Here is a 25,862-nt window from a genome sequence, read left to right on the forward strand (position 1 = left end):
ATGGCCCGCGCCGCGCGCTCCCGGACACCGCACCCCGACCGCCCGCCCCGCACCCCGCACCGGCTGCCGACCGCCCTGCCCGACGGCGTACGCGCACTGCCCGCAGCCGTCCGCCGCGCCTACCGCTCCCGTCGTAAGCCCCCCACCGCCACCGTGCCCGACGGCGCTCCGCACCACCCCCTGCGCGCCGCCCTCGGCCTGCTGGCGGTCACCGTCCTCGGGGCCTGGCTGGGCTTACTGCTGATCGGCAGCCTCCGCGTCCCGGTCGGCCCGATGGACACCAGCATGGCGCTGCGCCCCTCGCTGACCGGCGGCACCCGGATCACCGTCGCGCCCCTGGGCGATCTGGAACTGAGCAGCCACCACGCACCCGTCCGGCTCGATGTCGACGTCGACCGGCTCGACCCGGTCCGCTCGCAGGCACTGGTCGACCACCCCGAGCGGTTCGCCGGCCTCCAGGACGAGGTCACCCGTGACGTCACCCGCGGCGCCCGGCGGCTGGCCCTGCACTCCTGCGTCGCCGTGGCGTCCGGCGCCGCCGCGCTGAGCCTGGCCGTGCACCGCCGCCCGCGCCGCGCACTGGCCGCCGGCGGGCTGGCGCTCGCCCTGCTAGCCGCCTGCGCGGGCACCGCGTACGCCACCTGGAACCCCCGGTCCGTACTGGAGCCGAAGTTCTCCGGGCTGCTCTCCTCGGCCCCGTCCGTGGTCGGCAACGCCCGCAGCATCGTCAGCGAATTCCACGTCTACCAGAAGGAGTTGGCACGCCTGGTCACCAACGTCACCAAGCTCTACGACGCCACCTCCACGCTCCCGGCGTACCAGCCGGACCCCACCACGCTGCGCGTCCTGCACGTCTCGGACATCCACCTCAACCCCGCCGGCTGGGGGATCATCGCCTCCCTGGTGAAGCAGTACCGGATCAACGTGATCATCGACACCGGCGACACCATGGACCACGGCTCGGCCGCCGAGAACCACTTCCTGGACCCGGCCTCCTCCCTCGGCGCCCCGTACGTGTGGGTGCGCGGCAATCACGACTCGCGCACCACGCAGCGGTATCTGACCCACCGCAAGCACGTCACGGTCCTCGACCACGGCGCCGTCACCCGGATCGCCGGCGTGCGGATCGCGGGCGTCGGCGACCCGCAGTTCACCCCGGACCGCTCCGTGGTGGCGGCCGGCGACCCCGCCGAGCGCACCGCCGGCGGCCGGCTCGCCGACGCGCTGCGCACCCAGCGGCTGGCCGGCACCCCCGTCGACATCGCGCTGGCCCACAACCCCGCCGCCGCGACCGAGGCGGACGGCCTGGCGCCGCTCGCGCTGGCCGGCCACCTCCACCACCGGGAGATCACCACGCTCCCCCGGGGCACCCGGCTGATGGTCGAGGGCTCCACGGGCGGCGGCGGACTGCGCGCGGTGCAGAACAAGAAGCCCGCGCCGGTCCAGGCCTCGGTCCTCTATCTGGACCGGAGAACCAAACGGCTCCAGGCCTGGGACGAGATCACCCTGGGCGGCCTGGGACTGTCCCGGGCCGAGGTCAGCCGGCACCTCCCCCACGAGAACCGGCCCGGCGCCACGCCGTCGCCCTCCCTTCCAGTTCACTCCACCGGCCCGCCCTCCGGCCCCCCGGCGAGCGCCCCTTCACGCCCGGCCGGGGGCGCTTCGGAGCGCACCGGGTAAACCGTTTTGGCGAACGGTCCTCCCATCCCATATGCTTCTCACGTCCCCGACGGCGCCGGTAACGACGCCAAGGTGGCCACCAGCCCTCATCGTCTAGTGGCCCAGGACGCCGCCCTTTCAAGGCGGTAGCACGGGTTCGAATCCCGTTGGGGGCACGCATCACCGTGTGGGAGACTGGTGCACGCCGGTTTCGCACAATGCAAGGTCCTGTGGAGCAGTTTGGAGTGCTCGCCACCCTGTCAAGGTGGAGGCCGCGGGTTCAAATCCCGTCAGGACCGCTGCGGCTGGGTAGCTCAGTTGGTACGAGCGATCGCCTGAAAAGCGATAGGTCGCCGGTTCGACCCCGGCCCCAGCCACACCCTTTGGAAGAAGGCCCCGATTCCTCGGATCGGGGCCTTCTTCATTGCTGCCGCCCGGTCCTCCGCCCGGCCTTCGCCCCTGTCCGGTGCCCGGACCTCATCCCCGCCCGGTCCGGCCGCGCGCACGCCCGACGGCTCCCGGAACATCAGCCGGGCACCACCGGTGATCACCGCCGTCGACCCCGGGCCCAGCGCCATCCGCAGCAGCCGAGCCTCCCCCTCCTCATCCTGCGACGCGCCGAAGACGAGCCAGCAGGCCAGGGCGATACCGGCGGCCATCACGGCCGCGCCGACGAGACGCCGTAATCCGTTGTCCATGGCGTCATCCTCACGCACCCGCGAGGGCGCCGGAGAGTCGATTTCGCGACGGCCCCCGCGCCGGCGCCGGGCCCGGGCGGCGTCCGCACGGGCAAATGGTTCGCCAGTCGTTTACGCGAGGTGAGATCCTGGGGGACGTATGTCCAGTCAGCCTGCTTCCGCCCTGCCCGACGGCACCGCTCCCAGCCTGTCCGATCTGCACAAGCGTCTGCCCGAGCTGATGCTGCGCGATCAGCAGCGGCTGGGACGCCGGCTCGACGGCGCACGCCGGATCCGTAAGCCCGAAGCGCGGGCCGCCGTGCTCGCCGAGATCGCCGGCGGTGTCGACGAGGCGGAGCTGCGAGTGGCGCAGCGCCGCGCCGCCGTGCCCGGGATCACATATCCCGAAGAGCTTCCGGTCAGCCAGAAGAAGGACGAGATCCTCGCCGCGATCCGCGACCACCAGGTCGTGATCGTCGCCGGTGAGACCGGCTCCGGCAAGACGACGCAGATCCCCAAGATCTGTCTGGAGCTCGGCCGGGGCGTGCGGGGCCTGATCGGGCACACCCAGCCGCGCCGGATCGCGGCCCGTACGGTTGCCGAGCGGGTGGCCGAGGAACTGAGGACCCCGCTGGGCGAGGCGGTGGGCTGGAAGGTCCGCTTCACCGACCAGGTCGGCGGCGACACCCTGGTCAAGCTGATGACGGACGGCATTCTGCTCGCCGAGATCCAGACGGACCGCGAGCTGCGCCAGTACGACACGATCATCATCGACGAGGCCCACGAGCGCAGTCTCAACATCGACTTCATCCTCGGCTATCTGGCCCAGCTGCTGCCCCGGCGCCCGGACCTCAAGGTCGTGATCACCTCCGCGACCATCGACCCGGAGCGCTTCGCGCGGCACTTCGGTGCCTTCGCCGCCGTGGACGCCGCCGACCGCCGGGGCGCCGCCGGCCGTCCGGACGCGTCCGGCGACGAGGAGGCGAAGCCGACCGCCCCCGTCGTCGAGGTCTCCGGCCGTACGTATCCGGTCGAGGTGCGCTACCGCCCGCTGCTGGAGGAGGGCGGCCAGGAGGCCGACCGCGACCAGATCACCGCGATCTGCGACGCCGTGGACGAGCTGCAGGCCGAGGGCCCCGGCGACATCCTGGTGTTCCTCTCCGGCGAGCGGGAGATCCGGGACACCGCGGACGCGCTGAACAAGAAGGCCCTGCCCTTCACCGAGGTCCTCCCCCTGTACGCGCGGCTCTCGCACGCCGAGCAGCACCGCGTCTTCCAGCGGCACACGGGCCGGCGCATCGTGCTGGCCACCAACGTCGCGGAGACCTCGCTGACCGTCCCCGGCATCCGGTACGTCATCGACCCCGGCATGGCCCGGATCTCGCGCTACAGCTACCGCACCAAGGTCCAGCGGCTGCCCATCGAGCCCGTCTCGCAGGCCAGCGCCAACCAGCGCAAGGGCCGCTGCGGCCGCACCAGCGACGGCATCTGCATCCGCCTCTACTCCGAGGACGACTTCCTCTCCCGTCCCGAGTTCACGGACGCGGAGATCCTGCGGACCAATCTCGCCTCCGTCATCCTCCAGATGACCGCGGCCGGCCTCGGTGAGATCGAGAAGTTCCCCTTCATCGACCCGCCGGACCGCCGCAACATCAAGGACGGCATCGATCTGCTCAGCGAGCTGGGCGCGCTGGAGACCGGCAAGAAGTCCGACCGGTCGGGGCAGCAGGGGCAGCGGCTGACCCCGATGGGCCGCAAGCTCTCCCAGCTGCCGGTCGACCCGCGGCTGGCGCGGATGGTGCTGGAGGCGGACCGCAACGGCTGCGTCCGGGAGGTCATGGTCATCGCGGCGGCGCTGTCCATCCAGGACCCGCGCGAGCGGCCCGCCGACAAGCAGCAGCAAGCCGACCAGCAGCACGCCCGCTTCAAGGACGAGAGCTCCGACTTCCTCGCGTTCCTGCACCTGTGGCGCTACGTCCGCGAACAGCAGAAGGAGCTGTCCTCCTCGGCCTTCCGCCGGATGTGCCGCAGCGAGTTCCTGAACTACCTGCGGATACGCGAGTGGCAGGACATCTACTCCCAGCTGCGGTCGGTCGCCAAGACCATGGGCATCCACCTCAGCGAGGAGGACGCGGCGCCGGACCACATCCACACCTCCCTGCTCGCCGGTTTGCTTTCGCACATCGGGCTCAAGGACACCGACGCCAAGAACGAGTATCTGGGCGCCCGCAGCGCCAAGTTCGCGGTGTTCCCCGGCTCCGCGCTCTTCAAGAAGGCACCGCGCTGGGTGATGTCGGCCGAGCTGGTCGAGACGTCCCGGCTGTGGGCGCGGGTGAACGCCAGGATCGAGCCGGAATGGATCGAACCGCTCGCCCAGCACCTGGTCAAATGCACCTACAGCGAGCCGCACTGGGAACAGAAGATGGCCGCGGTGATGGCCTACGAGCGGGTGACGCTGTACGGCGTCCCGATCGTCGCCCAGCGCAAGATCGCCTACGGCCGGATCGATCCGGAGACCTCGCGCGATCTGTTCATCCGCAACGCCCTGGTCGAGGGCGACTGGCGCACCCAGCACCAGTTCTTCCATGACAACCGCAAACTCCTCGGCGAGGTCGAGGAGTTGGAACACCGCGCCCGGCGCCGCGACATCCTCGTCGACGACGAGACGCTCTTCGACTTCTACGACCGGCGCCTGCCCGACGACGTGGTCTCCGGAGCGCACTTCGACGCCTGGTGGAAGCAGAAGCGCCGGGACGAGCCGGAGCTGCTGAACTTCGAGCACTCGATGCTCATCAACGAGTCCGCCGAGGCCGTCACCAAGGACGACTATCCGGACTCCTGGCGGCAGGGAAAGCTGAAGTTCAAGGTCACCTACCAGTTCGAGCCGGGCGCGGACGCCGACGGCGTGACCGTCCACATCCCCCTCCAGGTCCTCAACCAGGTCTCCGCCGAGGGCTTCGACTGGCAGATCCCGGGCCTGCGCGAGCAGCTGGTGACGGAGCTGATCCGCTCGCTGCCCAAGCCGATCCGGCGCAACTACGTCCCCGCGCCGAACTTCGCGGCCCGCTTCCTGGACACCACCGTCCCCCTCCAGGGCGCCCTGACGACCTCTCTGGCGGCCGGTCTGCAGCGCATGGTGGGCGTCCCCGTCGACGCCGCGGACTTCGACCCGGACCGGATCCCCGACCACCTCAAGATCACCTTCCGGGTGGTCGACGAGCGGCGCCGCAAGCTCGCCGAGGCCAAGGATCTGGAGGCGCTGCGGCTGCAGCTCAAGCCGAAGACCCGGGCGGCCCTCTCCAAGGCCTTCGAGCAGGGCGCCGAGCGGTCCGCCGGGGACCGCGCCGGCGGCGGCGCGGACGGCACATCCGACAAGCGGACGACGCCCGGCCCCGAGCAGCGCACCGGCCTGACCTCCTGGACCCTCGGCACGCTGCCGCGCACCTTCGAGACCCGGCGCGCGGGCCAGCCGCTGAAGGCCTACCCGGCGCTGGTCGACGAGGGCAGCAGCGTCGCCGTCCGCCTCTTCGACACCGAGGCCGAGCAGCTCACCGCGATGTGGGCCGGCACCCGCCGCCTCATCCTGCTCAACATCCCCACCAACCCCGCCAAGTTCGCCCAGGACAAGCTGAGCAATCAGCAGAAGCTGGCGCTGTCCCGCAATCCGCACGGCTCCATCCCGGCGCTCTTCGAGGACTGTGTGACGGCCGCCGCCGACCGCCTGATCGCGGCCCGGGGCGGCCCGGCCTGGGACGAGGAGTCCTTCCGGAAGCTCTTCGACGCGGTCCGTACCGACCTGGTGGACGTCACCCTCAAGACCATCCAGCAGGTGCAGGAGGTGCTGGCGGCCTGGCAGGCCTGCGAGCGCCGGCTGAAGGAGACGACCTTCGCCTCCCTGCTGCCGTCGCTGACGGACATCAAGGAGCAGCTGGCGGCGCTGATCGGGCCGGGCTTCGTGACGGCGCACGGCGCCAAGCGGTTGCCGGACCTGATGCGCTATCTGGTGGCCGCCGACCGCCGTCTGCAGCAGCTGCCCACCCACGCCGAGCGGGACCGCACCCGCATGGCGAAGGTGAAGGAGATGCAGGACGAATACGCCTGGCTGCTGGAGCAGTTCCCGCAGGGCCGCCCGGTGCCGGCCGCGGCCCGGGAGATCCGCTGGATGATCGAGGAGCTGCGGGTGAGCTACTTCGCCCATGCCCTGGGGACCGCGTACCCGGTCTCCGACAAGCGCATCGTGAAGGCCGTGGACGCCGCCGCGCCGTAGGAATCAGGGCTACCGGTATCGAGTTCGACCGCACCCCCTGACCTGCTGTACAGTCTTGTTTCGCAGCCCGCCGCAAGCGGAAAGCACGCAAGGTCCTGTGGAGCAGTTTGGAGTGCTCGCCACCCTGTCAAGGTGGAGGCCGCGGGTTCAAATCCCGTCAGGACCGCATTTCTACGGCCCGCACCTCTCCGGTGCGGGCCGTACTGCTGTGTCCGAGCCCGCCCTGGGCGGGCGCCCCCCACACTCCGTCAGGAACTCCCCTCCGCGGCCCGCCTCACCACCCGGCCCGGGGCGCCCCGCCGCCACCCGGCCCGCACCGCCGCCACGGCCCCCCACGCCCTACGGACCCGGCCCCGTACCGCCGTCCACCTCCCCCGGGACACCCGTCGTAGCGCCGCTCCTCTCCCCCGCCCCCGCCCGGTGCGGTCCGCAGCCGGATTGCGGCCCGCCGTATTGACGGCGGCACGTACCCCCGGTACCCACGGAGGAAGGGAGCGGGGCGGGGAGGGGTGCGTGATGACCACTGCGGTACGGCACGAGACCAGGGCGCTGTTGCGGGCCCATCTGTCCGCCGCCACGGGCTACCGGCATCTGACGCGGCACTGCCCCATCTGCCACCAGCTGCTGCGGCTCGCCATGGAGCCGCACACGGCCCGCTCCGGGGCTCCTGCGCCCCGGTCCGCCCCCGCACCCTCCCCGGCCCGCTGCGCGCCACCGGCCGCCGAGGACGAAAGTCCTGCGGCCCGGTGACCAATTGCCGCATGCGTCACCGACCGCGCGCTGACAGGCTGGATGTCGTGGTGGGTGCGGCGCGCGGTGGGCGCCGTTCTCTATCGCAGCGGACGGACCGGCTTCAAGCGCCGCGCGGTGTGACGGGTGTCACTGAACAAGTTTGGCGAGATGTGGAACTTACCGCCGCCCTACAACCGGTCAATTTAATATGTGCAATTGCACCACCCGTGAGCGGCTCCGGAACGAGGGCGCCACGTCCGCGCACAGAGACCCTCACAGGCCCCGTGAAGGCACCCTGACCGGCATCCGGGAGCACGCCGGCGCCAGGCCGGCCCGAGCGCCACGGCGGGCCCGGAAGCGGGCGCACACAAAAAAATCGCGCTGGACCCGGCGGAGTCCAGCGCGATCGATGACGTACCCAGGTGGAGCGGGTGTGGAGCCCGTTGGGGCAGGCGCCGCGTCATATGGAGCTATGTGAAGCATGGTGGTGCAAAGCAGGCATTTTCGGGTTGGGGGCCCCGAAAACAGCCTGGTTATGCGGTTATTCAGGCCTCGCTGCGCTGCTGCGGAATGCCCGCGAGCAGTGCGCGGACCTCAGCCTCGCGGTAACGCCGGTGTCCTCCGAGCGTACGGATGGACGTGAGCTTGCCTGCCTTGGCCCAGCGGGTCACCGTCTTCGGGTCCACGCGGAACATCGTGGCAACCTCGGCGGGGGTAAGCAGCGGCTCGGCGTCAGGGGTGCGAGCGGTCATGAGCGGCCTCCTCGGGAGAACCGAACCATCACGGTTCTTTCCTCTAAATTCTGCACCTTGACCCACGTTGCCCGAAATGGCGGACGCGGGCCGAGTCGGTTATAGGACGAACGGCTTGTCCTCGGCACTACAACTACACCATCTGTCCAGCCACGTCGGCCAAACCGATGGAATTGCCCTCTCAGGTGTTCAACCTCGGCGGATGCCGATGGACCGTGCCATAGCGGACAGTCACACGGCCGTGACGATCAGTCACAGCATGCTCAGCCGCCACGAGACCCCTCAAGGAACGCAATACCGATCTATCCGCCCTTAGTTGGACGGAAGGAGCCCAGGTCGGGCTCCTTGTCCTATTTTGACACGAGGGTATGGCTTGGGAGCAAGACCCGAAGTCAGTGCTTTAGGTCACGCTTGAGGCAATCGCCCGGATCAGGACCTACGTCCTTTACCGCCTCGGCAGGGAAAGCGTACGCAGCGCTTCCGCTTCGCGGGCCGTGGGACGCCCGCCGGCGCTCAGCTGGAGAACTGGCGCTCGCGGACCGCCCGCCACCGCTGGGACAGCTTCTCGTACGCGACACCGGCCCGCTCGCCGTCCCCGTCGCGCAGCGCCGCCAGCCCCTCCGCCACCTCGGCGGCGGAACGGTCCTCGGCGAGCTGCCCCTCGGGCACCGCGTGCACCAGCCCTCCGTAGTCCAGCTCCACGAGCGAACGCGGATGGAACTCCTCGAGCCAGCGCCCCACATCTACCAGGCCGTCGATCAGCGGCCCCTCCTCCAGGGCGTCCCGCAGCGTCCGCAGCCCCCGGGCGACCCGGCGTCTGGCCTCCACCATCGGCGTCCGGTAACGCAGCACGGGCGCCCGGTCACTCTGCGCGTACTCCCGCTCCCCGTCGTCGAAGAGCACGAACCAGCGGACCGGGACGTGCCAGGTCGCCCCGCGGATCCAGGGCCGGGCGTCCGGATTGCGCTCGCGCCACCGCTCGTAGTCGGTGGCCGCCTGCAGCCGCACCACCGGGGGCAGCGCCGCGTCCAGCACCGACGCCGGCAGCAGCTCGGACAGCTCCTCCAAGGCCTGCCAGCCGCGCAGCCGGGTGCGCCACGGGCACACGCAGGTCACCTCGTCCACGACGGCGACGAAGGCGTCCGCGCTCTCGTGGACCGGCACCGGCACCGGGGGCGTCGGCAGCAGATCGGCCAGCGCCCGGCGCTGCTCGTCCTGGGCGGTGGGGGTGTCCTCCCGTTTGGCATAGCGCGCCCAGTGGGAGCGTTCCGGCTCGGGGAATGCAGCCAGCGGCTCATAGACCCGTAGATATGCCATGTACGGGACCTTCACCGACGACGCCAGGGCCACGCCCGCTCCTTCAAAGGGGGAGTCCGCCGCCAGGAGATCCGAAGGCCCCCGCCGGCCTGCGATACGACCAGATCGTCCCATGCCCGTCCCCCGGGAGAGGGTGATCCCGGGCACCTGCCGGATCAACCCGCCCGGCAGGTCTTACGCTCTTGTCAACCGGCCCTCCCCACCCACAGGAGGGCGTCCCCTCGCGACCTATGGGAGTCACCACCGTGACTGACGTACGTCCGGCCCCCGCCGGCACCGACGGCGGCGTTCTGCACACCCTGTTCCGCTCGGAGCAGGGGGGCCATGAGCAGGTCGTTCTCTGCCAGGACCGCGCCAGCGGCCTCAAGGCCGTGATCGCCATCCACAGCACCGCCCTGGGCCCCGCCCTCGGCGGTACCCGCTTCCACGCCTACGCCTCCGAGGAGGAGGCCGTGCTGGACGCCCTGAACCTCTCGCGCGGCATGTCCTACAAGAACGCCCTGGCCGGGCTGGACCACGGCGGCGGCAAGGCCGTCATCATCGGCGACCCCGACCTGGTCAAGACCGAGGAACTCCTGCTCGCCTACGGCAGGTTCGTGGCCTCCCTCGGGGGCCGCTACGTCACCGCCTGCGACGTCGGCACGTACGTCGCCGACATGGACGTGGTGGCCCGGACGAACGAGTGGACCACCGGCCGCTCCCCCGCCAACGGCGGCGCCGGCGACTCCTCCGTGCTGACCGCCTACGGCGTCTTCCAGGGCATGCGCGCCTCGGCCCAGCACGCCTGGGGCGACCCGACGCTGCGCGGCCGCAAGGTCGGCATCGCGGGCGTCGGCAAGGTCGGCCACCTCCTGGTGGAACACCTCCTCCAGGACGGCGCCGAGGTCGTGATCACGGACGTGCGCAGCGACTGCGTCGACCGGGTGCGCACCGTGCACCCGCAGGTCACCGTCGCCGCGGACACCGAGGAACTGATCCGCACCGAGGGCCTGGACGTCTACGCGCCGTGCGCGCTGGGCGGTGCGCTGAGCGACGAGTCACTGCCGGTGCTGACCGCGAAGGTGGTGTGCGGCGCGGCCAACAACCAGCTCGCGCACCCCGGCGTCGAGAAGGACCTGTCCGACCGCGGCATCCTCTACGCCCCCGATTACGTGGTGAACGCCGGCGGCGTCATCCAGGTGGCCGACGAGCTGCACGGCTTCGACTTCGACCGCTGCAAGACCAAGGCGGCGAGGATCTTCGACACCACGCTCGCGATATTCGCGCGTGCGAAGGCCGACGGCATCCCGCCCGCCGCGGCCGCGGACCGGCTGGCCGAGCAGCGCATGGCGGAGGCGCGGCGCGCCTGAGCCCCGGCGACCGCCCCGGGCGGAGGAACGGCCGGGGGCGGTGGGGAACGACCGGAAACGGCCGGGAACGACCGGAAACACAGCCTTGTGCGGCCCGTCGCGGGCGGTCGGGGGAGACTTCCCTCACCACCCGTCGGCGGGTCGCTGTGCAGGACAGGTTAAAATCGCAGTTGACCAGCGGGGACGGGGCACCTCGCAGGTCGTGCCGAGCGGCGGGTGATGCGGGCGACGTACCGTATGGCCGCGGAAGCAGGTACCGTTAAAGCCCTACGGGCCGGTCTCTCTGTCGAGAGCCCGCTCTGATCCATGAACGCGTGTCAAGACTCTGGGGCCATCGAGCCCCGTCATTGAGGGGGTCGACCCATGGGGCGCGGCCGGGCCAAGGCCAAGCAGACAAAGGTCGCCCGCCAGCTGAAGTACAGCAGCGGTGGGACGGATCTCTCACGACTGGCCGACGAGCTGGGTGCAGCACCGTCGAACCAGCAGCCTCCGAACGCAGAGCCGTTCGAGGAGGACGAGGACGACGACCCGTACGCACGGTACGCAGAGCTGTACAACGACGACGATGAGGACGACGGCGACTCGTCCCAGCAACGTCGTCGCGCTTGACGTTCTGCGCTCGCGGCACCCGCAAGAGCATCGCGGACCCGGTCCTGGGCTTTGCCCGGACCGGGTTCTGTGCTGCCCGGGTGACGGTGGGCACGGCGGCCGCCGCGCACCGTCCGACGACGGCCGCGGGCGCCGCACCGGTGGCTGCCGGTGCGGGCGCCGGCCCGGTCGGGCTGCTCAGCTCGCGTAGTCACCGGTCAGGGTCACTGCCTCTGCGTGGTCACCGCGGTCGACGACCTCACCGCTGACCCAGGCGTCCACACCGCGGTCGGCGAGCGTGGTCAGGGCGGCCTGCACGGAGTCCTGCGGGACGACGGCGATCATGCCGACGCCCATGTTCAGGGTCTTCTCCAGCTCCCCGCGCTCGACCGCGCCGGCCGAGCCGACCAGGTCGAAGACCGCGCCCGGCGTCCAGGTGCCGCGGTCGACGGTGGCGTGCAGACCGTCCGGGATCACCCGGGCGAGGTTGTTGGCCAGGCCGCCGCCGGTGATGTGCGAGAAGGCGTGCACATCGGTGGTGCGGGTCAGCGCGAGGCAGTCCAGCGAGTAGATCTTGGTGGGCTCCAGGAGCTCCTCGCCGAGCGTGCGGCCGAACTCCGGGACCTCGCGGTCCAGGGCCATTCCCGCGCGGTCGAACAGGACATGGCGGACCAGCGAGTACCCGTTCGAGTGAAGCCCGGAGGACGCCATGGCGATCACCGCGTCGCCCGTACGGATACGGTCCGCGCCCAGGACGCGGTCCGCCTCGACGACGCCCGTGCCGGCGCCGGCGACGTCGAACTCGTCCGCGCCCAGCAGCCCCGGGTGCTCCGCGGTCTCGCCGCCGACCAGCGCGCAGCCGGCCAGCACACAGCCCTCGGCGATGCCCTTGACGATGGCGGCGACCCGCTCGGGGTAGACCTTGCCGACGCAGATGTAGTCGGTCATGAACAGCGGTTCGGCGCCGCAGACGACCAGGTCGTCGACGACCATGCCGACGAGGTCGTGGCCGATGCTGTCGTAGACGCCCATCTTGCGGGCGATGTCGACCTTGGTGCCGACGCCGTCGGTCGCCGAGGCGAGCAGCGGGCGCTCGTAGCGCTTGAGGGCGGAGGCGTCGAAGAGGCCGGCGAAGCCGCCCAGGCCGCCGACGACCTCGGGGCGGGTGGCCTTCTTGACCCACTCCTTCATGAGGTCCACGGCGCGGTCGCCGGCTTCGATGTCGACGCCCGCGGCTGCGTAGCTGGCACCGGAGGATTCAGCGGACATGGCTGAGAACTTTCCTGTCGTGTGTGTACGAGCTCTACGGGCGACGCAGCGCGTCGGCGCCGCCGACCCCGGCGGTGAGCGTCTGGACGCCGTCCACATCGGACTTGGTCCGGCTCGCGGTCTCCGATTCCAGGAGGTGCTTGCCCAGCAGCTCCGGGTCGGGCAGATCCATCGGGTATTCGCCGTCGAAGCAGGCGCGGCACAGATTCGGCTTGGCGATCGTGGTCGCCTCGATCATGCCGTCGATGGAGATGTACGCGAGCGAGTCGGCGCCCAGCGACTTGCCGATCTCCTCCACGCTCAGCCCGTTGGCGATCAGCTCCGCGCGGGTGGCGAAGTCGATGCCGAAGAAGCACGGCCACTTGATCGGCGGGGAGGAGATCCGGATGTGGACCTCGGCCGCGCCGGCCTCGCGGAGCATCCGGACCAGGGCGCGCTGGGTGTTGCCGCGGACGATCGAGTCGTCGACGACCACCAGGCGCTTGCCGCGGATGACTTCCTTGAGCGGGTTGAGCTTGAGGCGGATGCCGAGCTGGCGGATGGTCTGCGAGGGCTGGATGAAGGTCCGGCCGACGTAGGAGTTCTTGACCAGGCCCGAGCCGTAGGGGATGCCACTGGCCTCGGCGTACCCGACGGCGGCCGGGGTGCCCGACTCCGGAGTCGCTATCACCAGGTCGGCGTCGGCGGGCGCCTCGGCGGCCAGCTTGCGGCCCATCTCCACCCGGGAGAGGTACACGTTGCGGCCGGCGATGTCGGTGTCCGGGCGGGCGAGATACACGTACTCGAAGACGCAGCCCTTGGGGCGGGCCTCGGCGAAACGGCTGCTGCGCAGGCCGTTCTCGTCGATGGCGACCATCTCGCCGGGCTCGATCTCGCGGATGAAGCTGGCGCCGCAGATGTCCAGGGCGGCGGTCTCGGAGGCCACCACCCAGCCGCGCTCCAGACGGCCCAGGACCAGCGGGCGGATGCCCTGCGGGTCGCGGGCTGCGTAGAGCGTGTGCTCGTCCATGAAGCAGAGCGAGAAGGCGCCCATGACCTTCGGCAGGACGCGCGGGGCGGCCTCCTCGACGGTCAGCGGCTTGCCCTCTTCGTCGACCTGGCCGGCCAGCAGGGCCGTCACCAGGTCGGTGTCGTTGGTGGCCGCGACCTGGGTCGCCCGGCCGCCTTCACGGGGCAGCGCGGCGACCAGATCCGCCAGCTCGGCGGTGTTCACCAGGTTGCCGTTGTGGCCGAGCGCGATGGAGCCGTGCGCGGTGGCACGGAACGTCGGCTGGGCGTTCTCCCACACCGAGGCACCGGTGGTGGAGTAGCGGGCATGGCCCACGGCGATGTGGCCCTGGAGAGAGCCGAGCGAAGTCTCGTCGAAGACCTGGGAAACCAGGCCCATGTCCTTGAAGACGAGGATCTGGGAGCCGTTGCTCACCGCGATGCCCGCGGACTCCTGTCCACGGTGCTGCAGCGCATACAGCCCGAAATAGGTGAGTTTGGCGACCTCTTCACCCGGAGCCCAGACACCGAAGACGCCGCAAGCGTCCTGGGGGCCCTTCTCACCGGGGAGCAGGTCGTGGCTGAGTCGTCCGTCACCACGTGGCACGGCACCGAGTCTAGGGCAGGTCGCGGATTCATCCGAACCGGGGATGGCCCCGGACCTGGATGAGTGCATGAATGAGCGGCCGCCGGGCTTGGCGTGCCCACGCCCACACGGGGGCGGCCGGCCGCCCCGGCGCGGCCCGGAACCCTTGGCTCACCTGCTGCGCCGCCGGGCGGGGGCCGCACGGCGCCGGCCGTGTGGATCTTGGGCCTCGGGGGTGCGTTCCGCTCCGTGTGAGATGCGCGACGCCTTCGCCGGCCGCCGCCGGTACGGGGCGCACGGCCCCGCCCGGCCCCGCCCGGCCCGCGGCCGTCAGCTCAGCACGGGCAGATATCCACCGATGTCGGACCGCTCGCCGCTGGCGCTGACGGCCGCGGCCTCCCGCGCCAGGGCCCAGCTGGTCCGGCCCGTGGCAAGCCGGATCCAGGTCAGCGGGTCGGTCTCGACGACGTTCGGCGGGGTGCCGCGGGTGTGCTTGGGGCCGGCCACGCACTGCACCACGGCGAACGGCGGAACCCGCAGCTCCACCGACCCGCCGGGGGCCCGGTCCGCCAGGACGTCGGCCAGCAGGCGGGTGGTGGCGGCCAGGGCCTGGCGGTCGAAGGGGATCTCCCGGCCGGTCGCCGCCGCGAGGTCGTCGGTGTGCACGACGAGTTCGACACAGCGGGTGACCAGGAGGTCGGCCAGGGTCATCGCGCCGGGGCGGGAGGCCAGCAGCCGGTCGTCCGGCAGCGGCAGGACAACCTCGGCGAACTCCGCCGCGGTGCGCTCCAGCAGCGCCGCGGGGTCGTGTGCGGCGGCCAGGACGCGGGTGCGTGCGTCGATGCCGGAGGCGAGCCCGGCGGCCGCGGACGGCCACTGCAGCAGGGTGGCCTCCGCCCGCGCCGGGGCCGGGTGCTCCAGCGCGCGGGCCAGGCTGCCGAGCGTCAGGGACAGATGCGCCACCAGCTCGCGCACCGTCCAGTCGCCGAGCCGGGTCGGCAGCGCCAACTGGCCGGGTGCGAGCGCGCGTACGGCCTCCTGGACATGGGCGAGCTGGGCCGTGACGGCCGCACGGGTCTTCTGCGGGTCGTACCGGCGCGGGCGCGGTTTCCGGGCGGCAGGGGGCATGTACGTCACCCTACGAGGCACCACCGACAGTCGCCCGCGGATCGCGGCGGCCCGGCGCCCGCCGCTCCCGCAGGGTCGTCAACTCCCGCTGCTCTCGGGGCAGTTCGAGGCCGTCCGGCGGACCCGGGACGGGACACGCGGTCGGCACGGGCGGGCGCTCAGCTCCCCGGTGTCGCCGCCGGCGCCCCGGCCTCGAATATCTCGCCGGTGCGCGGGACGCCGGTGCCGTGCCAGGTGAAGGGAGTGCCGTGGGCGGTGCGCGGGTCGGCGGCGTCCATGAGCTGGAAGTGGACATGCGGCTCGCTGCTGTTGCCGGAGTTGCCGCACTCGCCGACGGGCTCCCCCACCCGCACCCGGTCGCCCGCGCGGACCGTGAGCGAACCGCGGCGCACGTGCGCGTACAGCGCGTGGATGCCGCCGCCCAGGTCGAGGATCACATGGTTGCCGAGCATCCAGCGGGCGCCGCCGAGCGTACGGACCGGGCCCTCGACGGCGAGCAGATAGGCGGCCGCGGGCCAGGACGTGCGGCTGAGATGGTCGCGCCGGCCGTCCTCGGCCCGGACGACGGTGGCGTCGGCGACGGCGAGCAGGGGCGCGCCGAAGGCCGGGAAGGCCTCGTTGCGGCGGGCCGGCGGCCACCAGACGAAGCCGGGCCTGGCACCCGGCTCCGGTTCCGCCACCACGTCGATGGCGTAGGCCTGCCCGAAGGACAAGGTGTCATGGCTGGGGACCTTGTCGGCGGGGCTGTTCAGGGCCCGCCAGCGGCCGCCGACCGGCGCGGCGACCGCCACCGGGGCGGGGGCCGCGGCCCGCAGCGCGTCCGCCTCCCCACGGGCCGCGCGCCGGTTCACCCCGCATTCGATCAGCACCCACAGGCCGAGCGGAAACCAGATCCACCAGCGGGGGAAGTCGGCGAAGAAGCTCGCCACGAACACGGCGAAAACAGCGAACAGGCAGGCGCGGGCGGCGAGCACGGAGAGCCTCCGCACCGTGGTGGACTTCATTCCGATTCCCCCTGGAGTGATGGTGGCCGGGCGGGGCCGCCGGGCGCCGGCCGGCCCGGCAGCGGTACGACGTGGTCGGTGCGGAAAAACGGCGACGGCCCGTCCCCATGATGGGGCGGGCCGTCGGACCGTCGGCGGGGGCGGTGCGCCCCCGGGCGGTCTCAGGCGAGGAGACCCGGGATCGTCGCCTCGTGGGCCTCCGTCAGCTCCCCGAGCGGGATGCTGAACTGGCCCTGGACGTCGATCTCCGCGCCGTCGACCACACCGATCCGGGTGGCCGGCAGCCCCCGCGCACCGCACATGTCGGTGAAGCGGAGTTCCTCGCTGCGCGGGACGGCGACGACCGCGCGGCCCGCCGACTCAGAGAACAGCAGCACGAACGGGTCCTGGCCGTCCGGCACCACCACGCGGGCGCCGTTGCCGCCGCGCAGGCACGACTCCACCAGGGCCTGGATCAGACCGCCGTCGGAGAGGTCGTGCGCGGCGTCGATCATGCCGTCACGGGAGGCCGAGATCAGCACCTCGGCCAGCAGCCGCTCGCGCTCCAGGTCGACCCGCGGCGGCAGACCGCCGAGGTGCTCGTGCACCACCTGGGACCAGGCCGAACCGCCCAGCTCCTCACGGGTGTCACCGAGGAGGTAGAGCAGCTGGCCCTCCTCCGCGAAGCCGATCGGCGTCCGGCGGTTCACATCGTCGATCACGCCCAGCACCGCGACGACCGGGGTCGGGTGGATCGCCACCTCGCCGGTCTGGTTGTAGAGCGAGACGTTGCCGCCGGTGACCGGCGTGCCCAGGGTCTGGCAGGCGTCCGCGAGACCACGGGTGGCCTCGGCGAACTGCCACATGACGGCCGGGTCCTCGGGCGAGCCGAAGTTCAGGCAGTCGGAGACCGCGAGCGGCTTGGCCCCGGACGCGGCGACGTTGCGGTAGGCCTCGGCCAGCGCCAGCTGCGCGCCCGCGTACGGGTCGAGCTTGGCGTAGCGGCCGTTGCCGTCCGTGGCGAGCGCGACACCGAGGTTGGTGTCCTCGTCGATCCGGACCATGCCGGAGTCCTCCGGCATCGCCAGGACGGTGTTGCCCTGCACGAACCGGTCGTACTGATCGGTGATCCACGCCTTCGAGGCCTGGTTGGGCGACGCCACCAGCGCCAGGACCTGCGCGCGCAGCTCCTCGGCGTTCGCCGGACGGGCCAGCTTCGCGGCGTCGTCGGCCTGGAGGGCGTCCTGCCAGTCGGGCCGCGCGTAGGGCCGCTGGTAGACCGGGCCCTCGTGCGCGACGGTGCGCGGCGGGACGTCGACGATCTGCTCGCCGTGCCAGAAGATCTCCAGCTGCGAGCCCTCGGTCACCTCACCGATGACGGTGGCGATGACGTCCCACTTCTCGCAGATCTCCAGGAAGCGGTCGACCTTGCCGGGCTCGACGATCGCGCACATGCGCTCCTGCGACTCGCTCATGAGGATTTCCTCGGGCGAGAGGGAGGAGTCGCGCAGCGGGACGGTGTCCAGCTCGACGCGCATACCGCCGGAGCCGGCCGAGGCCAGCTCGCTGGTGGCACAGGACAGCCCGGCGCCGCCGAGGTCCTGGATGCCGGCGACCAGGTCGGCCTTGAAGATCTCCAGGGTGCACTCGATGAGCAGCTTCTCCTGGAAGGGGTCACCGACCTGGACGGCGGGCCGCTTGGCCGGCTTGGTGTCGTCGAAGGTCTCGGACGCCAGGACCGAGACGCCGCCGATGCCGTCGCCGCCGGTGCGGGCGCCGTAGAGGATGACCTTGTTGCCGGCGCCGGACGCCTTGGCGAGGTGGATGTCCTCGTGCTTCATCACGCCGATGCAGCCGGCGTTGACCAGCGGGTTGCCCTGGTAGCAGGCGTCGAAGACGACCTCGCCGCCGATGTTGGGCAGGCCCAGGCAGTTGCCGTAGCCGCCGATGCCCGCGACCACGCCCGGCAGGACGCGCTTGGTGTCGGGGTGGTCGGCGGCGCCGAACCGCAGCGGGTCGACGACGGCGACCGGGCGGGCGCCCATGGCGAGGATGTCGCGGACGATGCCGCCGACGCCGGTGGCCGCGCCCTGGTAGGGCTCGATGTACGAGGGGTGGTTGTGGGACTCCACCTTGAACGTGACGGCGTAGCCCTGGCCGACGTCGACGACACCGGCGTTCTCGCCGATGCCGACGAGCATCGCGTCGTTCTCCGGGGCCTTCTCACCGAACTGCTTGAGATGGACCTTGCTGCTCTTGTAGGAGCAGTGCTCGGACCACATGACCGAGTACATGGCGAGTTCGGCGCCGGTGGGACGGCGGCCGAGGATCTCGCGGATGCGCTGGTACTCGTCCTGCTTCAGGCCCAGCTCGGCCCACGGCTGGTCGGCGTCCGGCGTCTCGGCGGCGTGCTTGACGGTGTCGAGGCTGTGCTTAATGGTGCCCTCGCTTCGCTCGGCCATCATGCGTTGACCAGCTTCTTCAGGATCGAGGTGAAGAATCCGAGGCCGTCGGTACGGCCCGTACCGATCAGCGGCTCCACGGCGTGCTCGGGGTGCGGCATGAGGCCGACGACATTGCCCGCCTCATTGGTGATGCCGGCGATGTCGCGGAGCGAGCCGTTGGGGTTGCCGTCCAGGTAGCGGAAGGCGACCCGGCCCTCGGCCTCCAGCATGTCGAGCGTGCGCGCGTCGGCGACATAGCGGCCGTCGATGTTCTTCAGCGGAATGCTGATCTCCTGCCCGGACGTGTAGTCCGCGGTCCAGGAGGTCTCCGCGTTCTCCACCCGCAGCTTCTGATCGCGGCAGATGAAGTGCAGATGGTTGTTGCGCAGCATGGCGCCGGGCAGCAGGTGGGTCTCGGTGAGCACCTGGAAGCCGTTGCAGATACCGAGGACCGGCATACCGGCCTTCGCCTGCGCGATGACGGTCTCCATCACCGGCGAGAAACGGGAGATCGCTCCGGCCCGCAGATAGTCGCCGTAGGAGAAACCGCCGGGCAGTACCACGGCGTCGACCTGCTTGAGGTCCTTGTCGCGGTGCCACAGCGGCACCGCCTCGGCTCCGGCGACCCGGACCGCGCGCTGGGTGTCGCGGTCGTCGAGCGTGCCGGGGAAGGTGATGACTCCGATGCGCGAGGTCATGAGTCGACCCGCACGGTGAAGTCTTCGATGACGGTGTTGGCGAGGAAGGTCTCGGCCATCTCATGGATGCGAGCGAGGGCGGCGTCGTCGACCGGACCCTCCACCTCAAGTTCGAAACGCTTGCCCTGACGGACGTCGGCGATCCCCTCGAAGCCCAGGCGTGGCAGTGCGCGCTGCACCGCCTGCCCCTGCGGGTCGAGGATCTCCGGCTTGAGCATGACGTCGACTACGACGCGTGCCACTGGCACTCCCGGTGGTGTGGTGCGTAAGGCGGTGTCCTCACAGTACCGTGTTCGAAAATCTACGCGCATAGATATACGCTGCCCCCCATCACGGTCCGGTATCGGTGAGAGTGCAGCTCAGGAAAAATTCTCGAAAAGATCCGGGGTCCGGATTGCGGGAAGACACGCTGACAAAATTAACTGGGCTTCACAATGCAATGCCCATCGCTGTACAAATGAAAAAGCATTGATCCCAATCAGCCGGATCCGGAGCATCACCCCATGTCAACAAGGGGTCGCTCCACGAAAGGACCGATATCCGTGGCGCAGCGCGTAGTAGTAACGCTCTCCGATGACATCGACGGAGGAGAAGCCGCAGAGACGGTCGCCTTCGGATTGGACGGGAAGACGTACGAGATCGACCTCAATCCAGCCAATGCGAAGAAACTGCGCGGCGCCCTCGCTCCGTTCGTCGAGGCCGGCCGCAAGCGGGCCAAGTCCGGCAAGGCCTACCACCGGACCGCGGTGAACCCCGATCCCGCGGCCGTCCGCGCCTGGGCCCGCTCCCACCAGATGGACGTCCCGCCGCGCGGCCGGATCCCCAAGAAGGTGTACGAGGCCTTCAACGCCGCCAACCACTAACCGACTTGCCGGCGTCCCCCGGCCCGGGCGCAGCCGACTTGCACAGCACCCCTACTGATCAGCTAGAGTCTGGAGCACGCCGAGGGGCGAGGCCGACAGGCCGGACCTCACGGAGTCACGCGGGTGTAGCTCAGTAGTAGAGCGCCCCCTTTCCAAGGGGGAGGCGCAGTGTGCAATCCCTGTCACCCGCTCTGACTGCTCGACCGGTCCTACGGATCAGGTAGAGTAGCTGTCGCGCCGCTCGGTGAAAGCCGAGTGGATGCCTGCGGACGTAGCTCAGTTGGTAGAGCGCAACCTTGCCAAGGTTGAGGTCGCGAGTTCGAGCCTCGTCGTCCGCTCAGAATAAGAAGGCCCCGGTTCTCTGGACCGGGGCCTTCTGCATTTCTGAAGTCACGTCACACACTCTGTTCACTTCCCGCACTCCCGGCACCGGCAACTGACATTTGTCATCGGCTGCGATGACAGGCCGCACTGCCCGAGGCCGTGATCCGGCGAAACGCTGGACGCATGAACATCGGGGAGAAAACCATCGCGAGCCCCGCCGGGAGCACCGGCCCCGGGGGCGGTGTGATCGACGTCACCGGACTGCGCCGACGCTACGGCTTCGTCTCCCGCCGGCGGCAGACGGGCGGGCCCGGCGACCGGAGCCGTTCGAACGGACGGCAGGACCACGAGGCCGTGCGCGGCATCGACTTCTCCGTCGGCCGCGGGGAGCTGTTCGCCCTGCTCGGGACCAACGGCGCGGGCAAGACCTCCACTCTCGAACTACTGGTTGGGCTGGCGCCGCCCAGCGGCGGACGGGTCCGGGTCCTCGGCAGGGATCCCTACCGGGAGCGGCGCGCGGTGCGGCCGCGGATCGGCGTCATGCTCCAGGAGGGCGGCTTCCCCGGCGAGCTGACGCCGGCGGAGACCCTGCGGATGTGGGCCGGGTGCACCACCGGGGCGCGGCCGGTCGACGAGGCACTCGGCACCGTGGGGCTCGGCCGGCGCCAAAACGTCCGGATCAAGCAGCTGTCCGGCGGCGAGCGGCGGCGGCTGGACCTCGCGCTGGCGCTGCTGGGCCGGCCGGAGGTGCTGTTCCTGGACGAGCCGACCACCGGGCTGGACACCGAAGCGCGCCGTACGACCTGGGAGTTGGTCCGCGGACTGCGGGACGAGGGGACCACCATCGTGCTGACCACGCACTATCTCGAAGAGGCCGAGGAGCTGGCGGACCGGCTGGCGATCCTGCACGAGGGGCGGATCGCGGCGGCGGGGCCGGTCGCCGAGGTGGTCGCCGCGCACCCCGCCCGCCTCTCCTTCGAGCTGCCCGACGACCTCTGTCCCGGATCGCTCCCGGCGTGGACGGAGCTGGGCGTCCTCGGCCGGGAGACGGAGGGGCGCACGATCCGGCTGCGGACGGGCGAACTGCAGCGGACCGCGACCGGAGTGCTGCTCTGGGCGCAGCGCGAGGGGATCACGCTGCGCGGACTGGATGTCAGGTCCGCATCCCTGGAAGAGGCTTTTCTGCACATCGCGAAGGGGCTGGAGCGCGCATGAACACGCCTGCGGAACACCTCACGGGCACCGGCCCGGCGAAAGACCCCGCGCGGACCGGGAGCGCGGGCCGTCTGCTGTCCCTCGGGCGGGCCGAGTGGACGCTGCTCACCCGCAACAAGTCCGCGCTGTCCACGTCGCTGGCCCTTCCGGTCGCCATGGCGTTCGCGATGAAAGGGGCGGCCGGCCACGTCGGCCCGGCCCGCTCCGGGCTGTCGCCCGACACGCTGCTGCTGCCCGCGGCCCTGGGATACGTCCTGCTCTTCGCCGTCTACTCCACCCTCACCGGTGCCTATGTCGCCCGGCGGGAAGAGCTCGTGCTCAAGCGGCTGCGCACCGGTGAGCCGGCGGATCGGGAGATCCTGGCCGGCACCGCGCTGCCGTTCGTGGTCCTCGGGCTGGTCCAGTGCGCCGTGCTCGTCGTCCTGGGCGACGTGGTCCTGCACGCGGGACTGCCTCGCGCTCCGCTGTCCCTGGTCGCCGGCGTGCTGCTCGGCACGGTGCTGGTCGTGACCCTCGCCGCGGCGTGCTCCTCGCTCGCCGGCTCGACCGAGGCGGCGCAGCTGGTCGTGCTGCCCCTGATGTTGCTGTCCATGGCCGGGTCCGGGATCGTGGCCCCTCTGGAGGCCTTCCCCGAGCGCGTGGCCACGGTCCTCGAACTGCTGCCGCTGTCACCGGTGATGGCGCTGATCCGTGCCGGGTGGACCGGTGGGGCGGATGCCGGGCAGACGCTGTCCCACCTGGCCGTCGTCGCGGTGTGGATCGCGCTCGCGCTGGTGGCGGTACGGCGGTGGTTCCGCTGGGAGCCGCGGCGCTAGCGTCAGGGGAGCCGGAGCGGCGGGGGTGGAGCGATGGGTGGGCTACGGGCGGTGTGGCGGCGCCGCAGTGAGCGGGGCATGGTCGATGCGTACTTCCGCTGGACGCTGTGCGCCTTCCCCTGGCTTTCCGTCCTCGGCGGGGTGACGCCCCTCCTCAGCAGCACGGAGGAGGGCGCGCTGCCCACCGCCCTGGCCGGCACCGCGGTGGGCCTGAACATCCTTCAGGCCGGCCTGGCGGTGCCCCTGTTGCACCACGCGCTGGACGGATATCTCGGGCGTGGGGCGCCGCCGCGCCGGCTGCTGCTGGTCTCGGGTGTGCTGACCGCCGCCGCCGAGGCCGCGCTCCTCGCGCTGGTGGCCGTCAAGGGACTGCGCGGCGTGGACGCACCGGGCGGGGCGGCGCTCGCGTTCGGCGCGGCCCTCACCCCGTTCCTCATGGCGTACTGCCTGATGGTGTCCAAGCGGACGTACCTGGTGGCGCTGGCCGGCGGCGCGGTGCTGTCGGCCGGGCTGCTCGCCGCGCTGACCGGCGCCGGGCCGCTGCCCGTGGTGCTGGCGGTGCTGCTGCTCTCCGCGGGCCTGTGGAGCTTGGTCCTCGCGCGGCCCACGGGCTGGCTGCTCGCCGTGTTCCGCAAGCTGGAGTCGGCACGCGAGACCGCGACCCGGCTCGCGGTCGCCGAGGAGCGGCTGCGGTTCGGCCGGGATCTGCACGATGTGATGGGCCGGAATCTGGCCGTGATCGCGCTGAAGAGCGAGCTGGCGGTCCGGCTGGCCCGGCGGGGGCAGCCGGCGGCCGTGGCACAGATGGTGGAGGTGCAGCGGATCGCCCAGGAGTCACAGCGGGAGGTACGGGAGGTGGTGCGCGGCTACCGGCGGGCCGAACTCCGGACGGAGTTGGCCGGTGCCCGCGGTGTGCTCCGGGCCGCGGGGGTGGACTGCCGTATCGAAGGCGGGGAGGGCACGCCGCTGCCGCCGGAGGTCGAGTCGGCGCTCGGCTGGGTGGTCCGCGAAGGCACCACGAACGTCCTGCGGCACGCCGCCGAGGCCCGGCGCTGTGTGCTGCGGATGCTGATCGACCCGGACCGCTCGGTCCTGGTGCTGACCATGGAGAACAACGGGGTCATCCGGCCGCCGGACGCGGCCGCCCCGCCCGCCGGCAGCGGACTGAAGGGACTGCGCGAGCGGCTGGACCCGCTGGGCGGGACCCTGACCGCCGGTCCGGCCCCGGACGGCTGCTTCCGGCTGACGGTCGAACTCCCGCTGGGCGGGGTGCGCACGGAGCGTGCGGGGCACGAATCTCCCGGCCCGGCGGCCGGCGTGAGCGAGGAGGCGGGGCGGCGGGATGGGTGACGGGATGATCCGGGTGCTGCTCGCGGACGACGAGCACCTGATCCGGGGAGCGCTGGCGGCGCTGCTGTCGCTGGAGGACGACCTGATGGTCGTGGCGGAGGCGGCGTCGGGGCCCGAGGCCCAGGCGATGGCGCGGGCGCACGCACCGGATGTGGCGGTGCTGGATCTGCAGATGCCCGGGGCTGACGGTGTGACGGTTGCCACATCTTTGCGGGTCGATGTGCCGGGGTGCCGGTCGATGATCGTGACGAGCCACGGACGGCCGGGGCATCTGAAGCGGGCGCTGACCGCGGGGGTGCGGGGCTTCGTGCCGAAGACGGTCTCGGCGCAGCGGCTGGCCGAGATCATCCGCACGGTGCACGCCGGGAGCCGTTATGTCGACCCGGAGTTGGCGGCGGACGCGATCAGTGCCGGGGACTCGCCGCTGACCGCGCGGGAGGCGGAGGTGCTGGCATGCGCCGCGGACGGGGCGCCGGTCGTGGAGATCGCGGAGCGGGCCTCGCTGTCGCCGGGGACGGTGCGCAACTACCTCTCGTCGGCCAGCGCCAAGCTCGGTGCGGAGAACCGCCACGCGGCGGTGCGGCTCGCCCGGGAGCGAGGTTGGCTATAGTGGTCCCCGCACCGCGCGGCGGCGACTGACGCCAGGAGCCTTGTACGGCGCATGCGGACGTAGCTCAGTTGGTAGAGCGCAACCTTGCCAAGGTTGAGGTCGCGAGTTCGAGCCTCGTCGTCCGCTCAGAAGGAGAAGCCCCGGTCGGTAGGGATACCGACCGGGGCTTCTTCGTACGCCGGTGTGGTCCGCGGACCCGTCGGCCCGGGCCGCGGGGGCCCGGGCCGGGAGGCGCTACGTCCAGGGAAGTCCCGTGAGGCGCTCGTAGGCCTCGGCGTACTTGGCGCGGGTGCTCTCGACGATCTCGTGCGGGAGGGCGGGCGGCGGCAGCGTGCCCGTACGGTCCCAGTCCGCGGCGGGCGAGGTCAGCCAGTCGCGGACGAACTGCTTGTCGAACGACGGCTGGGCGCGGCCCGGCTTCCACAGGTCGGCCGGCCAGAAGCGCGAGGAGTCGGGCGTCAGGACCTCGTCGGCCAGGGTCAGCCGCCCGCCGTCGAAGCCGAACTCGAACTTGGTGTCCGCCAGGATGACGCCGCGCTCACGGGCGATGTCGCGGGCCCGGCCGTAGACGGCGAGGGTGGTCTGCCGCAGCTCGGCGGCGACCTCGGGACCGACCTGGTGGGCGACCTCCTCGTAGGAGACGTTCTCGTCGTGGTCGCCGACGTCGGCCTTGGTGGCCGGGGTGAAGATCGGGGCGGGCAGCTCGGAGCCGTCCACGAGGCCTTCGGGCAGGGCCAGCCCGCAGACCGTACGGGTCCGGCGGTACTCGGCCAGGCCCGAGCCGGTGAGGTAGCCGCGGGCCACGCACTCGACCGGGACCATGTCCAGCGACTTGCAGACCAGGGTGCGGCCCGCCCAGTCGGCGGGGGCGCCGGCCGGGACGTCGGTGGACAGGACGTGGTGCGGGACCAGGTCGGTGAGCTGCTCGAACCACCACAGGGACAGCTGGGTGAGGATGCGCCCCTTGTCGGGGATCTCGGTGGGCAGCACCCAGTCGTAGACGGAGGTGCGGTCGCTGGCGACCATGACCAGCTCGCCGGCGGCGTTGCGATAGAGGTCGCGCACCTTCCCGGTGTGGAGGTGGGTGAGCCCGGGGACCTCCACCGGCTCAGGCTTTTCTACAAAACCGGGCACGCTTCCTCCGCGTAGGTTGATCCAGGAGTCCCCTCGATTCTCCCTCACGCCGGGCGGTGGTGACCGACGGGGGCCGGGTGCGCCCGGTGGCGACGGGCGCCCCGGGGCCCCGGAG

Annotated in this window: 20 protein-coding genes and 7 tRNA genes; 17 read left to right on the forward strand and 10 right to left on the reverse strand. The window is 71.4% G+C overall.

Going from position 1 to position 25,862, the window contains the following annotated elements; translation table 11 throughout:
- From ACQP17_RS17255 to ACQP17_RS17285, 7 genes are all read left to right on the forward strand, one after another.
- Nucleotides 1–1,680: a metallophosphoesterase family protein gene (locus tag ACQP17_RS17255; RefSeq protein ID WP_433857080.1), complete on the forward strand. Its 1,680-nt coding sequence runs from the start codon at nucleotides 1–3 to the stop codon at nucleotides 1,678–1,680.
- An 82-nt stretch (nucleotides 1,681–1,762) separates the two neighbouring features.
- Nucleotides 1,763–1,835 (forward strand) — tRNA-Glu (locus ACQP17_RS17260).
- A 48-nt stretch (nucleotides 1,836–1,883) separates the two neighbouring features.
- Nucleotides 1,884–1,958 (forward strand) — tRNA-Asp (locus ACQP17_RS17265).
- A gap of 4 nt (nucleotides 1,959–1,962) precedes the next feature.
- Nucleotides 1,963–2,036: transfer RNA gene (locus ACQP17_RS17270), tRNA-Phe, on the forward strand.
- A 460-nt stretch (nucleotides 2,037–2,496) separates the two neighbouring features.
- The gene (hrpA, locus tag ACQP17_RS17275) at nucleotides 2,497–6,603 is read left to right on the forward strand and encodes an ATP-dependent RNA helicase HrpA (protein ID WP_433857081.1); all 4,107 of its coding nucleotides are present in this window, start codon (nucleotides 2,497–2,499) and stop codon (nucleotides 6,601–6,603) included.
- A 91-nt stretch (nucleotides 6,604–6,694) separates the two neighbouring features.
- Nucleotides 6,695–6,769: transfer RNA gene (locus ACQP17_RS17280), tRNA-Asp, on the forward strand.
- Nucleotides 6,770–7,119: 350 nt separating this feature from the next.
- The gene (locus ACQP17_RS17285; RefSeq protein ID WP_433857082.1) at nucleotides 7,120–7,353 is read left to right on the forward strand and encodes a DUF6274 family protein; all 234 of its coding nucleotides are present in this window, start codon (nucleotides 7,120–7,122) and stop codon (nucleotides 7,351–7,353) included.
- Between the two features lie 527 nt (nucleotides 7,354–7,880).
- On the opposite strand, the gene bldC is transcribed toward ACQP17_RS17285, so the two are convergent.
- Nucleotides 7,881–8,087: a developmental transcriptional regulator BldC gene (gene bldC, locus ACQP17_RS17290; protein WP_003949541.1), complete on the reverse strand. Its 207-nt coding sequence runs from the start codon at nucleotides 8,085–8,087 to the stop codon at nucleotides 7,881–7,883.
- 513 nt (nucleotides 8,088–8,600) lie between these two features.
- On the reverse strand, nucleotides 8,601–9,437 hold the full coding sequence (locus ACQP17_RS17295) for a hypothetical protein (protein WP_433857083.1): 837 nt from the start codon (nucleotides 9,435–9,437) through the stop codon (nucleotides 8,601–8,603).
- 197 nt (nucleotides 9,438–9,634) lie between these two features.
- Here ACQP17_RS17295 and ACQP17_RS17300 point away from each other — a divergent pair, with 197 nt between their 5' ends.
- Complete coding sequence (locus ACQP17_RS17300) at nucleotides 9,635–10,753, forward strand: Leu/Phe/Val dehydrogenase (protein WP_433857084.1); 1,119 nt, start codon at nucleotides 9,635–9,637, stop codon at nucleotides 10,751–10,753.
- Nucleotides 10,754–11,116: 363 nt separating this feature from the next.
- A complete protein-coding gene (locus ACQP17_RS17305) occupies nucleotides 11,117–11,362 on the forward strand; it encodes a DUF3073 domain-containing protein (RefSeq protein WP_329149631.1) in 246 nt (81 codons plus the stop codon).
- Between the two features lie 177 nt (nucleotides 11,363–11,539).
- Here the strand turns inward: ACQP17_RS17305 and purM are convergent, their stop codons facing one another.
- The 7 genes from purM to purS form a co-directional block, all read right to left on the reverse strand.
- Nucleotides 11,540–12,610 carry a phosphoribosylformylglycinamidine cyclo-ligase gene (gene purM / locus ACQP17_RS17310; protein WP_433857085.1) on the reverse strand — a complete coding sequence of 357 codons (1,071 nt, stop codon included), beginning with the start codon at nucleotides 12,608–12,610 and terminating at the stop codon, nucleotides 11,540–11,542.
- Nucleotides 12,611–12,644: 34 nt separating this feature from the next.
- Entirely contained in the window at nucleotides 12,645–14,204 is a 1,560-nt protein-coding gene (gene purF, locus ACQP17_RS17315; protein WP_433857086.1) for an amidophosphoribosyltransferase, read from the reverse strand.
- Nucleotides 14,205–14,513: 309 nt separating this feature from the next.
- A complete protein-coding gene (locus ACQP17_RS17320) occupies nucleotides 14,514–15,311 on the reverse strand; it encodes a sterol carrier family protein (RefSeq protein WP_433857087.1) in 798 nt (265 codons plus the stop codon).
- Between the two features lie 158 nt (nucleotides 15,312–15,469).
- Nucleotides 15,470–16,315, reverse strand: a complete 846-nt coding sequence (locus tag ACQP17_RS17325) for a peptidoglycan DD-metalloendopeptidase family protein (RefSeq protein ID WP_433857088.1) — start codon at nucleotides 16,313–16,315, stop codon at nucleotides 15,470–15,472.
- Nucleotides 16,316–16,476: 161 nt separating this feature from the next.
- On the reverse strand, nucleotides 16,477–18,756 hold the full coding sequence (gene purL / locus ACQP17_RS17330) for a phosphoribosylformylglycinamidine synthase subunit PurL (RefSeq protein ID WP_433859927.1): 2,280 nt from the start codon (nucleotides 18,754–18,756) through the stop codon (nucleotides 16,477–16,479).
- On the reverse strand, nucleotides 18,756–19,436 hold the full coding sequence (purQ, locus tag ACQP17_RS17335) for a phosphoribosylformylglycinamidine synthase subunit PurQ (RefSeq protein WP_433857089.1): 681 nt from the start codon (nucleotides 19,434–19,436) through the stop codon (nucleotides 18,756–18,758). Before purQ ends, purL begins: the two co-directional genes overlap by 1 nt.
- Nucleotides 19,433–19,678, reverse strand: coding sequence for a phosphoribosylformylglycinamidine synthase subunit PurS (purS, locus tag ACQP17_RS17340; protein WP_006604673.1), 246 nt, complete (start codon nucleotides 19,676–19,678; stop codon nucleotides 19,433–19,435). The genes purQ and purS overlap by 4 nt, the downstream gene beginning before the upstream one ends.
- Nucleotides 19,679–19,978: 300 nt before the next feature.
- Between purS and ACQP17_RS17345 the strand changes: the two genes are divergently transcribed.
- The 8 genes from ACQP17_RS17345 (at nucleotide 19,979) to ACQP17_RS17380 (ending at nucleotide 24,739) form a co-directional block, all read left to right on the forward strand.
- Nucleotides 19,979–20,299 carry a histone-like nucleoid-structuring protein Lsr2 gene (locus ACQP17_RS17345; protein WP_189101592.1) on the forward strand — a complete coding sequence of 107 codons (321 nt, stop codon included), beginning with the start codon at nucleotides 19,979–19,981 and terminating at the stop codon, nucleotides 20,297–20,299.
- 119 nt (nucleotides 20,300–20,418) lie between these two features.
- A tRNA-Gly gene (locus tag ACQP17_RS17350) sits at nucleotides 20,419–20,490 on the forward strand.
- 74 nt (nucleotides 20,491–20,564) lie between these two features.
- Nucleotides 20,565–20,637: transfer RNA gene (locus ACQP17_RS17355), tRNA-Gly, on the forward strand.
- Nucleotides 20,638–20,806: 169 nt separating this feature from the next.
- Nucleotides 20,807–21,838, forward strand: a complete 1,032-nt coding sequence (locus ACQP17_RS17360; RefSeq protein ID WP_433857090.1) for an ABC transporter ATP-binding protein — start codon at nucleotides 20,807–20,809, stop codon at nucleotides 21,836–21,838.
- Nucleotides 21,835–22,653, forward strand: coding sequence for an ABC transporter permease (locus ACQP17_RS17365; RefSeq protein WP_433857091.1), 819 nt, complete (start codon nucleotides 21,835–21,837; stop codon nucleotides 22,651–22,653). The genes ACQP17_RS17360 and ACQP17_RS17365 overlap by 4 nt, the downstream gene beginning before the upstream one ends.
- A 78-nt stretch (nucleotides 22,654–22,731) precedes the next feature.
- Entirely contained in the window at nucleotides 22,732–24,003 is a 1,272-nt protein-coding gene (locus ACQP17_RS17370; protein ID WP_433857092.1) for a sensor histidine kinase, read from the forward strand.
- Nucleotides 23,996–24,613, forward strand: a complete 618-nt coding sequence (locus tag ACQP17_RS17375) for a response regulator transcription factor (protein WP_433857093.1) — start codon at nucleotides 23,996–23,998, stop codon at nucleotides 24,611–24,613. The genes ACQP17_RS17370 and ACQP17_RS17375 overlap by 8 nt, the downstream gene beginning before the upstream one ends.
- Before the next feature lie 53 nt (nucleotides 24,614–24,666).
- Nucleotides 24,667–24,739 (forward strand) — tRNA-Gly (locus ACQP17_RS17380).
- A gap of 108 nt (nucleotides 24,740–24,847) precedes the next feature.
- Here the strand turns inward: ACQP17_RS17380 and ACQP17_RS17385 are convergent.
- A complete protein-coding gene (locus tag ACQP17_RS17385; RefSeq protein WP_433857094.1) occupies nucleotides 24,848–25,747 on the reverse strand; it encodes a phosphoribosylaminoimidazolesuccinocarboxamide synthase in 900 nt (299 codons plus the stop codon).
- Nucleotides 25,748–25,862 lie beyond the last annotated feature (115 nt).

Origin of the sequence: Streptomyces kronopolitis (genome assembly GCF_050953795.1) — a bacterium.
GTDB classification, from domain to species: Bacteria; Actinomycetota; Actinomycetes; order Streptomycetales; family Streptomycetaceae; genus Streptomyces; species Streptomyces kronopolitis_A.